The sequence below is a fragment of the Zhengella sp. genome (assembly GCF_041397485.1).
Lineage (GTDB): Bacteria > Pseudomonadota > Alphaproteobacteria > Rhizobiales > Rhizobiaceae > Zhengella.
In genome coordinates, this window is sequence record NZ_JAWKWO010000001.1 from 1,041,482 (window position 1) to 1,055,822 (window position 14,341).

Annotated in this window: 12 protein-coding genes and 1 pseudogene; 8 read left to right on the plus strand and 5 right to left on the minus strand. The window is 65.4% G+C overall.

Annotation, left to right across the window (positions count from 1 at the left end):
• Positions 1 to 17: 17 nt before the first annotated feature.
• Genes R3D65_RS04965 through R3D65_RS04975 form a run of 3 tightly spaced genes read right to left on the minus strand, consistent with a single transcriptional unit; the run spans position 18 to position 3,018 of the window.
• Positions 18 to 1,298, minus strand: a complete 1,281-nt coding sequence (locus tag R3D65_RS04965) for an HlyC/CorC family transporter (RefSeq protein WP_371274124.1) — start codon at positions 1,296 to 1,298, stop codon at positions 18 to 20.
• Positions 1,295 to 2,425 (minus strand): 3-dehydroquinate synthase, encoded by a 1,131-nt coding sequence (gene aroB, locus R3D65_RS04970; protein WP_371274125.1) that lies wholly within the window; start codon positions 2,423 to 2,425, stop codon positions 1,295 to 1,297. Before aroB ends, R3D65_RS04965 begins: the two co-directional genes overlap by 4 nt.
• Complete coding sequence (locus tag R3D65_RS04975) at positions 2,422 to 3,018, minus strand: shikimate kinase (protein WP_371274126.1); 597 nt, start codon at positions 3,016 to 3,018, stop codon at positions 2,422 to 2,424. The genes aroB and R3D65_RS04975 overlap by 4 nt, the downstream gene beginning before the upstream one ends.
• Positions 3,019 to 3,187: 169 nt before the next feature.
• Here R3D65_RS04975 and R3D65_RS04980 point away from each other — a divergent pair, with 169 nt between their 5' ends.
• From R3D65_RS04980 to R3D65_RS05000, 5 genes are all read left to right on the plus strand, one after another.
• Positions 3,188 to 3,337: a histidine kinase gene (locus R3D65_RS04980; RefSeq protein WP_371274127.1), complete on the plus strand. Its 150-nt coding sequence runs from the start codon at positions 3,188 to 3,190 to the stop codon at positions 3,335 to 3,337.
• Positions 3,334 to 4,239, plus strand: coding sequence for a site-specific tyrosine recombinase XerD (locus tag R3D65_RS04985; RefSeq protein ID WP_371274128.1), 906 nt, complete (start codon positions 3,334 to 3,336; stop codon positions 4,237 to 4,239). The genes R3D65_RS04980 and R3D65_RS04985 overlap by 4 nt, the downstream gene beginning before the upstream one ends.
• A gap of 110 nt (positions 4,240 to 4,349) precedes the next feature.
• Positions 4,350 to 5,300: an acetyl-CoA carboxylase carboxyltransferase subunit alpha gene (locus R3D65_RS04990; protein WP_371274129.1), complete on the plus strand. Its 951-nt coding sequence runs from the start codon at positions 4,350 to 4,352 to the stop codon at positions 5,298 to 5,300.
• Positions 5,301 to 5,495: 195 nt separating this feature from the next.
• Entirely contained in the window at positions 5,496 to 6,659 is a 1,164-nt protein-coding gene (locus tag R3D65_RS04995) for a hypothetical protein (RefSeq protein WP_371274130.1), read from the plus strand.
• Complete coding sequence (locus tag R3D65_RS05000) at positions 6,649 to 6,879, plus strand: sulfurtransferase TusA family protein (protein WP_371274131.1); 231 nt, start codon at positions 6,649 to 6,651, stop codon at positions 6,877 to 6,879. Before R3D65_RS04995 ends, R3D65_RS05000 begins: the two co-directional genes overlap by 11 nt.
• 15 nt (positions 6,880 to 6,894) lie before the next feature.
• On the opposite strand, the gene R3D65_RS05005 is transcribed toward R3D65_RS05000, so the two are convergent.
• Together R3D65_RS05005 and R3D65_RS05010 are read right to left on the minus strand one after the other, a co-directional pair.
• Positions 6,895 to 8,028: a GTP-binding protein gene (locus R3D65_RS05005; protein ID WP_371274132.1), complete on the minus strand. Its 1,134-nt coding sequence runs from the start codon at positions 8,026 to 8,028 to the stop codon at positions 6,895 to 6,897.
• An 11-nt stretch (positions 8,029 to 8,039) separates the two neighbouring features.
• Positions 8,040 to 9,248: a serine hydrolase gene (locus R3D65_RS05010; RefSeq protein ID WP_371274133.1), complete on the minus strand. Its 1,209-nt coding sequence runs from the start codon at positions 9,246 to 9,248 to the stop codon at positions 8,040 to 8,042.
• A gap of 155 nt (positions 9,249 to 9,403) precedes the next feature.
• On the opposite strand from R3D65_RS05010, the gene R3D65_RS05015 reads away from it, so the two are divergent.
• From R3D65_RS05015 to ngg, 3 genes and pseudogenes are all read left to right on the plus strand, one after another.
• Entirely contained in the window at positions 9,404 to 10,573 is a 1,170-nt protein-coding gene (locus R3D65_RS05015) for a M20 aminoacylase family protein (protein WP_371274134.1), read from the plus strand.
• A 191-nt stretch (positions 10,574 to 10,764) separates the two neighbouring features.
• Positions 10,765 to 12,539 (plus strand): annotated as a pseudogene (locus R3D65_RS05020) (N-acetylglutaminylglutamine amidotransferase).
• Positions 12,536 to 14,341 carry an N-acetylglutaminylglutamine synthetase gene (gene ngg, locus R3D65_RS05025; protein WP_371274135.1) on the plus strand — a complete coding sequence of 602 codons (1,806 nt, stop codon included), beginning with the start codon at positions 12,536 to 12,538 and terminating at the stop codon, positions 14,339 to 14,341. Before R3D65_RS05020 ends, ngg begins: the two are co-directional and overlap by 4 nt.

Here is a 14,341-nt window from a genome sequence, read left to right on the forward strand (position 1 = left end):
GGACCGGCCGGACCGCCTCACCCCTTGCCCGCCGGCTCCACCGGCCGGATGCGCAGCTTGGTGATCCGGTTCTTCTCGCGCTTGAGCACGACAAAGCGCATGCCATGGAAGGTGAAGGCCTGCTTCTCCTCCGGGATCAGCTTCGTTTCATGGATGACCAGCCCGGCAATCGTCGTCGCCTCGTCATCCGGCAGGTTCCAGTCCAGCGCCCTGTTCAGGTCGCGGATCGGCACCGCGCCGTCGACGACGACCGACCCGTCGGCCTCCGGCTTCACGCCCTGCATCTCCACGTCGTGCTCGTCGGCGATTTCGCCGACGATTTCCTCGAGGATATCCTCAAGGGTCACCAGCCCTTCCACCTCGCCATATTCGTCGACGACGATGGCGATATGGGCCTTGCGCCGCAGGAAGGCGTTGAGCTGGTCATGCAGCGTCGTCGTGTCGGGCACGAACCACGGCTTGACCGCCACCTTGGTGATATCGATGCGCGCAGGTTCGTTGTCCACGTCATGCAGGGCACGCAACAGGCTCTTGGCGTGTATGACACCGACGATATTGTCGGTACTGCCATGCCAGACCGGCAGGCGCGTATGCGGCGACTCCAGCACTTCGCGCACCACCTTCTCGGGCGGATCGCCGGCATTGACCATGCGCATGCCGGTGCGATGGATCATCACGTCGGACACTTCCAGGTCGATCAGGTCGAGAAGCCCGCCCAGCCGGTCGCGATCCTGCTTCACGAAGGCGCCTTCGCGGTGCAGCACCTCCATCGTGCCGCGCAGTTCCTCATGCGCGCTGAGCATCGACTGCCCCTCGTCCAGCCGCACCCCGAACACCGCCAGCACATGGCGGACGATCCAGTTCACCCCGCTTGATAGCGGGCCGATGACCGCGACATAAACGCGCATCACCGGCGCAATCGCCATCGAGAAGCGGTCAGGGCTTGAGATCGCCCAGCTCTTGGGCAGCACTTCGGCAAAAATCACCAGCAGCACGGTCATGGCCAGCGTGGCATAGGCCACGCCCGCATCGCCGAACAGGGTGAGGAAGGCCGACGTCGCCAGCGACGACGCCAGAATGTTGACCAGGTTGTTGCCGATCAGCAATGCGCCGATCATCCGGTCGCGCCGCTCGATCAGGGCGCCGACCGTGCCGGCGCGCCTGTTTCCGGCATTTTCCATCGAGTGCATGCGCGCCCGCGAAACGGCCGTCAATGCCGTTTCCGAGCCCGAAAACGTGGCTGACAGCAGGATCAGGAAGAAGATCGCGCCGAGAATGATCCAGAGTTCCGTCGTCATGAAGCCATTTGCTCCTGCAGGAAGGCCAGAACCTCCGACGGCGGCACGTCCCTGGCAATGTAGGACTGGCCGATGCCGCGCGTCAGGATGAAGGTCAGGCTTCCCCGGCTGACCTTCTTGTCCTGCGCAATATAGGAAAGGAGTTGCTCCGCGGAAGGCAGGCCGCCAGGCACGTCCTGCAACCGCGTCGGCAGGCCCACAGCCTTCAGATGCGCTTCCACCCGCGCCGCGTCATCCGGGCTCGCCTGGTTGAGCCGCGCGGAAAAGCGGTGCGCCAGCGCCATGCCGATGGCCACGCCCTCGCCATGCACCAGCCGCGCGCTGTCATAGCGTGTGGCCGCCTCCAGCGCGTGGCCGAACGTGTGGCCGAGATTGAGCAGCGCCCGGTCCCCGCTCTCGCGTTCGTCACGCGCCACCACATCCGCCTTGCACTGGCAGGATGTGGCGATGGCATGGGTGCGCGCCGGCCCGCCGGCGAAGACGTCATGCCAGTTGGCCTCCAGCCAGGCAAAGAATTCGGGCCGGTCGATCAGGCCGTATTTGGCCACTTCCGCATAGCCGGCACGGAATTCGCGCGGCGAAAGCGTGTCCAGCACATCCGTGTCGGCCAGCACGAGACGCGGCTGGTGAAAGACGCCGATGAGATTCTTGCCGTGATCGGAATTGATTCCGGTCTTGCCGCCGACCGAACTGTCCACTTGCGAAAGCAGGGTGGTGGGAATCTGCACGAACTGCATCCCGCGCCGGATCACGCCGGCGACAAAGCCCGTCAGGTCGCCGATCACGCCACCGCCCAGCGCCACCACCGCATCGCCGCGCTCGAACCGGCCGGCCAGCACGAAGTCGACCGCCTTTTCGAAATAGGGAAAGCTCTTGGTCTTCTCGCCGGCCGGAAGCACAAGGCTTTCATGGGCGATTCCGGCCTCGCCCAGGCTGTTCTTCAGCCTGTCGAGATGAATTCCCGCCACCGTTTCATCGGTGATGACGGCCACGCGGCTGCCCGGCAGGCGCGTGGCGATCTCCAGCCCCGCCGCCTCGATGAGGCCCGATCCGATCAGGATGTCATAGGCCCGCTCGCCCAGCCCGACAGTGACCGTGGCCGAGGTTTCGCTGATGTCTTGGCTCATGCCGGTCCGGCTCCGTTTTCGGTTGCGCCATTGCTCAGGTGGTCATGCAGCGCCGCCACCACCTGCATGGCCATGTCTTCCTTGCTGACATCGCGCGACTCGACCACCAGGTCGGCCAGCGCATAGACCGGATGGCGCACGTCCATCAGCCGCCGCAGCACGCCGCGCGGATCCGGGTCTTTCAGCAGCGGGCGGTTCTGCTTGCGGCTGACCCGCTCCATCAGCAGGTCGAGATCGGCCTTCAGCCATACGGAAACACCGTTGGCGGCGATGGCCTCGCGCGTCTGCGCGTTCATGAAGGCGCCGCCGCCGGTGGAAAGAACCTGCGGCCCGTTCTCGATGATGCGCTGGATCACGCGGCTCTCCAGCGAGCGGAATTCCGGCTCGCCATAAGCCTCGAACAGTTCCGGGATCGTCATCCGCGAGACGTGTTCGATCTCGTGATCGCTGTCGATAAAGGGCAGGCCGGCAAGCTGGGCCACCCGGCGTCCGACGGCGGTCTTGCCCGCGCCCATGAGCCCGACGAACACGATCGACCGCCCGCCGAGCAGCGCCTTGATGTCGGTTTCGGGTCTGGCCTCTTGCGTGGTCATGCAGCAATTGCCTGCCTTTGGTGTAGCTGGCGCGTTTCGACATGAAAAGCGCGTCGAGGTCAAGCGTCCGCACATGCGCAGCCCGCCCGCCACGCGCTTGCAATGCCGGGCGGGGCGTCCCATAACGGGTCAGGCGGACACGAATGAACAAAGGTCGAGGGGCGGCGCGATGCCAACACTGTTCCGGTTTCTGGTGACAATCGGGATTCTTGCCGGGCTTGCCTATGGCGGCATGTTTGCGCTCGCGACACTGGTCAAGCCCAACAAGGGCGAGATGCAGCAGCGCATACCGCCCGACCGGCTGAAACTGGACGAATGAGCACGTCGGCTGCGCTGATCGAGGCATTTCTGGAAATGATGGCCGCCGAACGCGGCGCGGCGGACAACACGCTGGCCGCCTATCGCCGCGACCTCGAAGAGGCTGCCGCCGATGTGCCGGGCGGTCTGGCAGGGGCGACGGCTGACGACCTGTCGGCCCATCTTGCCGGCCTGGCGGCAAGCGGCTTTGCCGTGACCACGCAGGCGCGACGGCTTTCGTCGCTGCGCCAGTTCTTTGCCTTTCTTTATGGCGAAGGCGTGCGATCCGACGATCCCACCGGCGTGATCGATTCACCGAAAAAGGCCCGCCCCCTGCCCAAGGTGCTTTCGCAGGCCGAGGTAACGCGCCTTCTCGACCTTGCCGCGCACGAAGCACGCGGCGCAGACCCCGCGGCAATGCGGCTGCATGCCCTCATCGAGGTGCTCTACGCCACCGGCCTGCGCGTCTCCGAACTGGTCGCCCTGCCGGTCGCCGTTGCCCGGCGCGACGAACGCTTCTTCATCGTGCGCGGCAAGGGTGGCAAGGATCGCATGGTACCGCTGTCGCCAAAGGCACGGGCGGCCATGGCAGCCTGGCTGGCGGCGCGCGACAGCGACGATGCACTGTCCGGCTCGCGTCATCTCTTCCCCTCGCCGGGCGCCCGGAGCGGCCACCTGCCCCGGCAGGTATTCGCGCGCGAACTGAAGGCACTGGCCGCGCGCGCCGGGCTCAAGCCGGCCGCCGTCTCGCCCCATGTCCTGCGCCATGCCTTTGCCAGTCATCTGCTGCAGAACGGCGCCGATCTGCGCGCCGTGCAGCAATTGCTGGGTCACGCCGATATTTCCACCACACAGATCTATACCCATGTCCTCGAAGAGCGCCTTGCCGAACTGGTCCGCACGCACCACCCGCTTGCCGATTGACGCCGTGATCGCTATGTGAGGGGCCTGAAGAGGCAGGAACGCGGCCCTGCGCTGATGCGTGCCGCACCCATTTGCCATGACCAGGCCGCAAGACGCGGGATCAGGGGCGCATGTACAATTATCTCGATTTCGAAAAACCCGTTGCCGACCTCGAAGGCAAGATCCTTGAACTCAAGGCATTGATGGAAAGCGGCGAGGCCGTGGATGTGGGCGAGGAAATCAAGCGCCTCGAAAACCGCTCCCAGGAAGCGCTGCGCGACGTCTACAAGGCGCTGACCCCGTGGCAGAAGGCGCAGGTCGCCCGCCATCCCGACCGCCCGCATTGCAAGGACTATGTCGAGGCTCTTTTCACCGAGTTCACGCCGCTGGCCGGGGACCGCAATTTTGCCGAGGATCACGCCGTCATCGGCGGCCTTGCCCGCTTTGACGGCCGCGCGGTCTGCGTGATCGGACAGGAAAAGGGCGCCGACACGCAAAGCCGCCTGAAGCACAATTTTGGCATGGCGCGCCCCGAGGGCTACCGCAAGGCCGTTCGCCTGATGGACATGGCGGAGCGGTTCCGCCTGCCGGTCATCACCCTCGTCGACACGGCCGGCGCCTATCCCGGCATCGGTGCGGAGGAACGCGGCCAGGCCGAGGCCATCGCCCGTTCCACCGAGAAATGCCTCAACCTCACCGTCCCGGTCATTTCGGTGGTCATCGGCGAGGGCGGATCGGGCGGCGCGATTGCCATCGCCACCGCCAACCGCGTCTACATGCTGGAACATTCCATCTATTCGGTGATCTCGCCGGAGGGCGCGGCCTCCATCCTGTGGCATGATTCGACGCGCGCCCGCGATGCGGCGACCGGCATGAAGATCACAGCGCAGGACCTGCTCGATCTCAAGATCATCGACGGCATCATTGCCGAAAAGGTGGGCGGCGCCCATCGCAACCGGGCCAGCGTGATCGAGGCAGCCGGCCGGCAGATCGGCAGCGCGCTCGAAGAGCTTTCCGCCGAGGGACTCGATCTGCGCCGCGCGCGGCGCGAGAAGTTCCTTGCCATCGGCCGCTCTCTCTAGGCTGAACGCCGGCGCGCGAACAGCGCGCCGCGCCTTGCCACAAATTTGCCAAGACCGAAGTCCAATGACGCTTGCGTGATCGCGCCGGCGAACGCTTGCGGTAATGGTTTTTCAATGGTTAACGCTTATACGTCGGGCTGAGGCGGCGGTTGCCGCCTGCTTCGTTCATCTATGAGGATACCGGTTGGTCAAGCCATGACGAAAAGGCTACTCACGGGATTGGTTCTGGCCGCGGCGCTGGCCCTGGCCGGCTGCAACGATGCGCTTGACAGCGCCGCCAAGGCAGAACGCCCGCTTCCCGACAGCATTGTCCGGGTCATGAAGGCCAAGGGGATGAGCAAGTCCTCGCCCATCATGGTCCGCATCTTCAAGGAAGAGGGCAAGCTGGAGGTCTGGAAGCAGAAGGATACGGGCCGTTACGACCTCGTGACGAGCTATGACATCTGCAAATGGTCCGGCCAGCTCGGCCCCAAATATATCGAGGGCGACCGGCAGGCGCCGGAAGGGTTCTACACCATCCGGCCGCACCAGATGAACCCGAAGTCCAGCTACTTCCTGGCTTTCAACCTGGGCTATCCCAACGCCTATGACCGGGCGCACGGACGCACCGGCAAGCATCTCATGGTGCATGGCGCCTGTTCGTCGTCCGGCTGCTACTCCATGACGGACGAGCAGGTTTCGGAGATTTTCGCTTTCGGGCGCGATGCCTTTCGCGGTGGCCAGCGCGCGTTCCAGGTCCAGGCATTTCCCTTCCGCATGACACCGGCCAACATGGCCCGCTACACGAACGATCCGAATATCGGCTTCTGGCGCATGCTCAAGGAGGGCTACGACCATTTCGAGCTGACGAAGGTGCCGCCCAAGGTGGATGTCTGCGAGGGCCGCTACGTCTTCAACCAGACGCCGGCCGAAGGCCAGTCCTTCCGTGGTGCGAACGCGGCCTGTCCTGCCATGTCGCAACCTGAAAGCCTGCGCATGGCCTATGACGCGCTCAAGCGCGACCACGAGGAGGCATTCTCCGCCCTGCTCTCGAACGGCGATGCCGCTGCATCGCGTCCGCTCAGCCCCTCCATCGACGGCATCAGGGAAGCGCGCCTTGTCGCCGACTGGTCGAAGCGCCGCGCCCGTGGCGAGAAGGTCTCGCGCACACCGCCTTCCCTGGAAGATCCGCGACGCGCGCCTGCGCCCGCACCCGAGCCCAAGCCCGAAGAGGTCGAGGACGCAACGGCGGCACCAGCCGCAGCCGTGCCCGCGGCAGTGCAGGCGCAGCCGGATGCAGCCCCGGTTCCCGATGCCCGCCCCGACCAGTCCGCCGAAGCGGCCGCGCCACGGAAAAGGCGCTGGTGGAATGTCTTCTGAGCCCGAAATCTACGATCTGCGCGGGCTGAACTGCCCGCTTCCGGTCCTGAAAGCGCGCAAGCGGCTGTCGGCCATGGCACCGGGAAGCCGGCTCTGGCTGGAAACGACCGACCCCCTGGCCGTAATCGACATACCCGCCTTCTGCCAGGAAAACGGCCACCGCCTCATCGAGACCGCAACGGCCGCCGGTGGGCACCGTTTTCTTGTCGAACGCGGGTAAGACCCGGGCCGCCGCCTAGCCCCTGAAGCCCGGCACGGCCAGCGGATTGTCCGTCACCGCCTGACGATCCGGTGTGTCGACCGCCGGCGTGTCGGTGAAAGCGGCAAACATGCGCCGCACGAAATCCTCGCCCAGATCCTGCGTGATGAGCACGATGCGCGTTCCGCGCGGCCCTTCCGGCCACGCGTCGAGCCGCACCGGCGGATGCATGACCGACTGAACGCCGTGAATGACGAGCGGGCGCTCCGGATCGTCCTTCAGTTCCACGATGCCTTTCATGCGCAACAGCTTCTCGCCGTGGGCGGAGGCCAGCAGGTCCATGAACATGGCGACCGCCAGCTTGTCGACCGGCCTGTCATGGATGATCGAGAAGGACCGGATGCGCGCGTCATGCCGGTTCACGTCGTGATGATGATGGTGATGCCCGCCGTGATCGCCGCCTTCATGGTGGTGATCGTGATGATGGGCGTGCGAATGCCCGCCATCCGTTTCCGCCGCCAGCCATTTGCGCACATCCGCGCTCTTGGTCTCGGGATTCCAGGCGCCGCACTCCATCAGCGCGGCAACGGATGGTTCCGCTTGCCCGTCGAGAATGGCGGCATGGGGATTGAGCCCCGCAAGCCGCGCCGTCAGCGCGGGCACGGCATCCGGCCCGGCCAGATCGGTCTTCGTCAGCACGATCCGCTCGGCCACCGCCGCCTGTTTCACCGCTTCCATGTGATTGTCCAGCGTGCGCATGCCGTTGACGGCATCGACTGTGGTCACGACGCCGTCCAGCCGCAGCATCCATTGCAGGGCCGGATGGCCGATCACCGCCTGCAGCACCGGCGCCGGATCGGCAAGCCCGGTCGTCTCGATGACGATGCGCCTGAGGGAAGCGATCCTGCCCGATTGCACCCGGTCGACGAGATCGGCCAGTGTCAGCACCAGGTCGGATCGCACCGTGCAGCAAAGGCAGCCGTCCGACAGTTCGATCACGCCATCGGCGGATTGCTCGACCAGCAGGTGGTCGATGCCCACTTCGCCGAACTCGTTCACGATCACGGCGGTGTCTTTGAGCGCCGGATCCTTCAGCAGGCGGTTGAGAAGCGTCGTCTTGCCCGAGCCGAGGAAGCCGGTGACGACGGTGACGGGAATCTGGTCGGGCATCGGGTCTCTCGTCAGATGGAGGGGCGCGGCGTCGGAACCGGTATGCCGGGTGCGGGGACACCGCGCAATTGCGAGGTCACGGCCGGCCGCGCCGGCTCCTCGGCCTCGCCCGGCGCGCTGCCCTGCCTTGCAAACGCCATCGCCGGCGCATCGCCCGGGCGCGGTGTCGGCACGGGCACGTCAGCGAACACGGTATTGGCTGCCGCCGGTCCAGTCGCTCCGCCCGGCGCCACGGCAACCGCCACCGGCTCCCGGTTCATCGGCCCCAGATGCGACGAGCGGTAGACCAGCTTGCCGTCGAAGTCGCGCCCGTCATAGCGCGCCTGCTGGGCCTTCTGCGTACAGATGGATCCGCGGATATCGGCAACGCGTTCGCGATCCTCGCCATAGGGCTGGAGGTTCGCCAGCGTCGGCTTGCCGGCGGGATCGGTGGCAAAGCCCTGCGCCAGCAGATCGGCCGCCAGATCGGCCCGGTCCTCCTGGGTCAGCGCCCCGAGAACCACCGCGACGATCGTTCGTCCGCCCCGCGTGGCCGAGGCGGCAAGGTTGAAACCGGAGGCACAGACATAGCCGGTCTTCATGCCGTCGGCGCCGGCAAACCGGCCAAGCAGGATATTGTAGTTCGGGATCAGCTTGCCGCCCGCCTCGATGCCTTCAAGGGCAAAGAACCCGGCAAATTCGGGAAAATCGCGCCGGGTCGCAACAGCCAGCAGGGCCAGGTCGCGCGCCGTGGTGTATTGCTTGCCATCGGGCAGGCCGTTCGGATTGGCGAAGCGCGTGTCACTCATGCCGAGCGCGCGCGCCTCCTCGTTCATCATGGCGACGAATTCCATCTCGGAACCGGCCACCGCCTCGCCAATAGCCATGGCCACGTCATTGGCCGACTTGACCAGAATGATCTTCAGCGCGTTATCCAGCGTCAGCACGGTGCCGACGGGATAGCCCATCTTGCTCGGCGGCTCCTTTGCCGCCCGTTTTGTCATCTGCACCGGGCTTTTCATCGACAGATCGCCCGAACGCACCGCCTTGAAGGCCAGCCGCGCCGTCATGACCTTGGTCACGGAGGCCGGATACCATCGCTTGAACGCCTTGTTGTGCGCCAGCACCGCTCCGCTGGCCACATCGGCCACAACGTAAGGGTTCTGCGCCAGCGCCATGGCGGGCGCAAGCAGCAGGATGGCAAGCGTGGCAACAGCGAATCGGATCAGGCGAAGGGGCATGATGGGTCGGTTTCTTCGGCTCGGCAGCGGGGATCGGCGTCATTCGGATCGCATGATCTCGTGGTATCCGATCCGTGGCGTGAAATCAAAGCGCCAAACATTGACGATCCCGTGACCGGCGTGATCAATCGTCACGTCCAAGGAGGAAATCCAAAATGCCCGTTCTCAATCGCGCCGCCGAGATCGCCCGTGAGGCCGCCGGATGGCGCCGCCACCTGCACACCATTCCCGAACTGGAATTCGACCTGCCGGAAACCGCCGGCTTCATCGCCGCGCGGCTGCGCGAGATCGGCGTGGACGAATTGCACACCGGCATCGCCAGGACGGGCATGGTGGCGCTGATCCGCGGCAACCTCGGCGAAGGCCCGACCGTCGCGCTTCGCGCCGACATGGACGCCCTGCCCATTCGCGAGGCCACCGGCCTGCCCCATGCCTCGCAAAACCTCGGACGCATGCATGCCTGCGGCCATGATGGCCATTCGGCCATGTTGCTCGGCGCAGCCAAACACCTCGCGGAAACGCGCAATTTTGCAGGCACCGTGGCGCTCATCTTCCAGCCGGCCGAGGAAAACGGCGGCGGCGGCGAGGTCATGGTGAAGGAAGGCATCATGGAGCGCTTCGGTATCGCCAGCGTCTATGGCCTGCACAATGTGCCAGGCGTTCCCGTTGGCCATTTCGCCACGCGGCCCGGTCCGATCATGGCCTCGACCGCCGAGTTCGACATCACCATCACCGGGCGCGGCGGCCATGCCGCCCATCCCGATGAGACGGTCGACCCCATCGTCGCCGGCGCGCAGATCGTCTCCGCGCTGCAATCCATCGCCGCGCGCAATGCCGATCCGGTGGAATCCCTCGTCGTCTCCGTCACGCAATTCCATGCCGGCGACGCCTACAACGTGATCCCTCAGACCGCGACCATCGCCGGCACCGTGCGCGCCCTCAGGCCCGAACTGGGCGACCTTGCGGAACACCGCCTGAAGGCACTGGTATCCGGCCTTGCACAAGCACACGGCGCGACGGCCGAGATCGCCTATGTCACCAGCTATCCGGTGACCGTGAACCATGACGCCGAAACCGCGCTCGCCGCATCCGTGGCGCGTGGCTTTGCCGGCGACACGCAGGTACGCGACGACGTTCCGCCGACATTGGGTGGCGAGGACTTCGCCTTCATGCTTCAGGCCCGCCCCGGCTGCTTCATGTATATCGGCAATGGCGACACCGCGGGCCTTCACCATCCCGAATACGACTTCAACGACGAGACGATCGCCCACGGCATCACCTATTGGGTGAAACTGGCCGAGACGGTGCTGGCGGCAAAAGGCTGACCCCCGTCTTTTTCCGTGGTTTGGCGGGAACCGGAGCGCTGCCGATGCGTTTATGAGCGGCAGGGTTTGCCTTTCGGGCTGCCCTGCCCTATGAGTTTGCGCTGCAGCAATCGCTTGCTAACAAGAAAAAGCCCAGAATCGGAGAAATACTTCTCTGCAAGCAAGAACAAGACAGGAGATCGCATCCCGACATGTGTGGAATAGCCGGGGAAGTTCGTTTCGATGAAAGATTCGCCAATTCTGAAGCCGTCTCTCGAATAACTGAATCCCTTGCGCCGCGCGGGCCCGACGGATGCGGGATTGTCCAGCAAGGACGGTTTTGTTTCGGCCATCGCCGGCTGAAGATCATCGACCTGTCCGAACGCGCCGCCCAGCCCATGGTCGATTCCGAACTGGGCCTGACCATCGCCTTCAACGGCTGCATCTACAATTATCCGGAACTGCGCGCCGAACTGGAAGGCAAGGGCTACCGCTTCTTCTCCCATGGCGACACGGAAGTGATCCTCAAGGCCTGGCATGCCTGGGGCGCCGAATGCGTGCAGCGCTTCCATGGCATGTTCGCCTTTGTCATCGCCGAGCGCGACACCGGGCGCACCGTCATGGCGCGCGACCGCTTCGGCATCAAACCGCTCTATCTTGCCGAAATGCCCGGCGCGATCCGGTTCGCCTCCAGCCTGCCGGCACTGGTCAAGGGTGGCGATGTCGATACCGGCATCGACCGCGAGGCGCTGCACACCTACATGACCTTCCATGCCGTCGTGCCGCCGCCGCGCACCATTCTCAAGGGTGTGCGCAAGCTGCCGCCGGCCACCATGCGCATCTATGATGCCACCGGCAATTTCAAGGAAGAGCGCTACTGGAACCCGCCGCATGCCCGCCGCGCCGGGGACAAGGGCCTGACGCGCGAGGACTGGCGCGACCGCGTGCTCGACGCCCTGCGCGTGGCGGTGCGCCGGCGCATGGTCGCCGACGTGCCGGTCGGCGTGCTGCTGTCCGGCGGCGTCGATTCCTCCATCATCACCGGCCTGCTGGCAGAGGAAGGCCAGCGCGACCTGATGACATTCTCCATCGGCTTCGAGGAAGCCAATGGCGAAAAGGGCGATGAGTTCGTCTATTCCGACCTGATCGCCGAGCGCTTCGGCACCGATCACCACAAGATCTTCGTGCCCTCCTCGGACCTCATGACGCATCTGCCCGGCGCCATTGGGGCCATGTCGGAGCCCATGGTCTCCTACGACAATATCGGCTTTTACCTGCTCAGCCGCGAGGTATCGAAACACATCAAGGTGGTGCAGTCAGGACAGGGCGCCGACGAGATCTTCGCCGGTTATCATTGGTATCCCCGCTGCAATCCTCCAACGATGTCGTCTCCGACTATGCCCGCGTCTTCTTCGACCGCGACCACGAGACACTGAAGACCCAGCTTGCCGACGAATGGATCGCCGACAGCGATGTCAGCCGCGATCTCGTTGCCGCCCATCTGATGGCCGACGGCGCGGAGGACCCGGTGGACAGGGCGCTGCGCCTGGACAGCCAGGTCATGCTGGTGGACGACCCGGTCAAGCGCGTCGACAACATGACCATGGCCTGGGGGCTGGAGGCGCGCGTGCCCTTCCTCGACCACGAACTGGCGGAACTGGCGGCCACCATACCGCCCGAGTTCAAGCTCAACGATGGCGGCAAGGGCGTGCTGAAGGATGCCGCACGCCTTGTGGTGCCGCATGAGGTGATCGACCGCAAGAAGGGCTATTTCCCGGTTCCCCAGCTCAAATACATCGCCGGCCCCTATCTCGACATGGTGCGCGACACGCTGTCGGCGCGGCCGGCGCGCGAGCGCGGCCTGTTCCGGCAGGAATGGCTGGACCGGCTGTTTGCCGATCCGGCGGCGCATATCACGCCGCTGCGCGGCTCGGAACTGTGGCAGGCGGCACTTCTGGAAATGTGGCTTCAGGAGCACGCACTGTGAGCAGGTCGCAGGGACAGAAGGGCCGGACACGCGGGCAGGCTGGACAGCACCGGCTCAAACGCCTGCGCGAACAGGGTCTCAAGCCGCCCATCGAAAGCCATGAGGGCGGCCAGGAGCCGATGAAGGAGAATTTCGCGCTCAATTGCGGCTGGGGCCGGCTCGTCTTCGGCCAGACCTTTACAGATGCCGGCGCACTTGTCGCCTCGCTGGGCGAGGAACTGCCGGACCGGCGCGACATCGCCATCTATGTCCGTGATCCGCACGTGATCCTGGCCGAGGCCCCGCAGGAACTGTTCCTCGACCCCTCGCATACCTATCGCCTCGACCTGTCCACATACCGGCCCTCGACCGAAGTCTCGCGCACCTTCTTTGTGCGCCGCCTGACGTCCCAGTCGGACGCCGACGCCATCAACCGCATCTACGCCGCGCGCGGCATGGTGCCGGTGCCGCCGGAGTTTTTCTGGTCGCGCCGCGATGCCCGCGCCATCACCTATTTCGTGGCCGAGGACGAGGCCACGGGCGAGATCCTGGGGACGGTGACCGGCGTGGACCACTACCGCGCCTTCAACGATCCCGAGCGTGGCTCGTCGCTCTGGTGCCTGGCCGTCGATCCGCAGGCCCGTCATCCCGGTGTCGGCGAAACCCTGGTGCGCCGCCTTGCCGAGCACTACGCCGCACGCGGCGCGGCCTTCATGGATCTCTCGGTCATCCATTCCAACGAGCAGGCCATCAAGCTCTATGAGAAGCTGGGTTTTCACCGGGTGCATTTCTTCGCCGTCAAGCGCAAGAACCCGATCAACGAGACCCTGTTCACCGGCACCGATACCGACGCCGACCTCAATCCCTATGCCGGCATCATCGTCAAGGAAGCGCGCCGCCGCGGCATTCACGTGCAGGTGCTGGACGCCGCCGGCGGGTTTTTCCGCCTGACCCATGGCGGGCGCACCATCGACTGCCGTGAAAGCCTGTCGGAACTGACCAGCGCGGTGGCCATGTCCATCTGCGACGACAAGACCGTGACCCGCCGCTTCGTGGAAAAGGCCGGTGTGGTGGTACCCGACCAGTTGTCCGCCAGCGCCAGCCGCGCCGAGGTCGAGGAATTCCTTGCCCGTCACGGCGAAGTGGTGGTCAAGCCGGCGCGCGGCGAACAGGGGCGTGGCGTCTCGGTCGGCCTGTCCTCGATGGACGAAGTGGACGATGCCGTCGGCGCGGCGCGAACGGTTTCCGACGATGTCATCGTCGAGGCCTGTGTCGAGGGCGAGGATCTGCGCCTCGTCGTCATCAATTACCGCGTCGTGGCGGCGGCCGTGCGGCGCCCGGCGATGATCACCGGCGACGGCCGTTCCACGGTCAAGGAACTGATCGACAAGCAGAGCCGCCGCCGGGCCGCCGCCACGGGCGGGGAATCGCGCATTCCGCTGGATGCCGAAACGGATCGCGCGCTGGCCCGCGCCGGCTTCGCGCTGGACGACGTGCCACCGGACGGCAGGGAAATCCAGGTCCGCAAGACCGCCAACCTGCATACCGGCGGCACGATCCATGACGTCACCGGCATTGTTCATCCGGTTCTGGTGGACGCAGCCGTCAAGGCCGCGCGCGCCATCGCGATCCCCGTGACCGGAATTGACCTCATGGTGCGGTCGCCAACCGGGCCCGACTATGCTTTTATCGAGGCCAACGAGCGGCCGGGGCTTGCCAATCACGAACCCCAGCCAACCGCCGAACGGTTCATTGACCTGCTGTTTCCGCTTTCGGTGCCCGCATCCGCCCGGCAGGTCGTACAGACCGTCCAGGACCGTTGA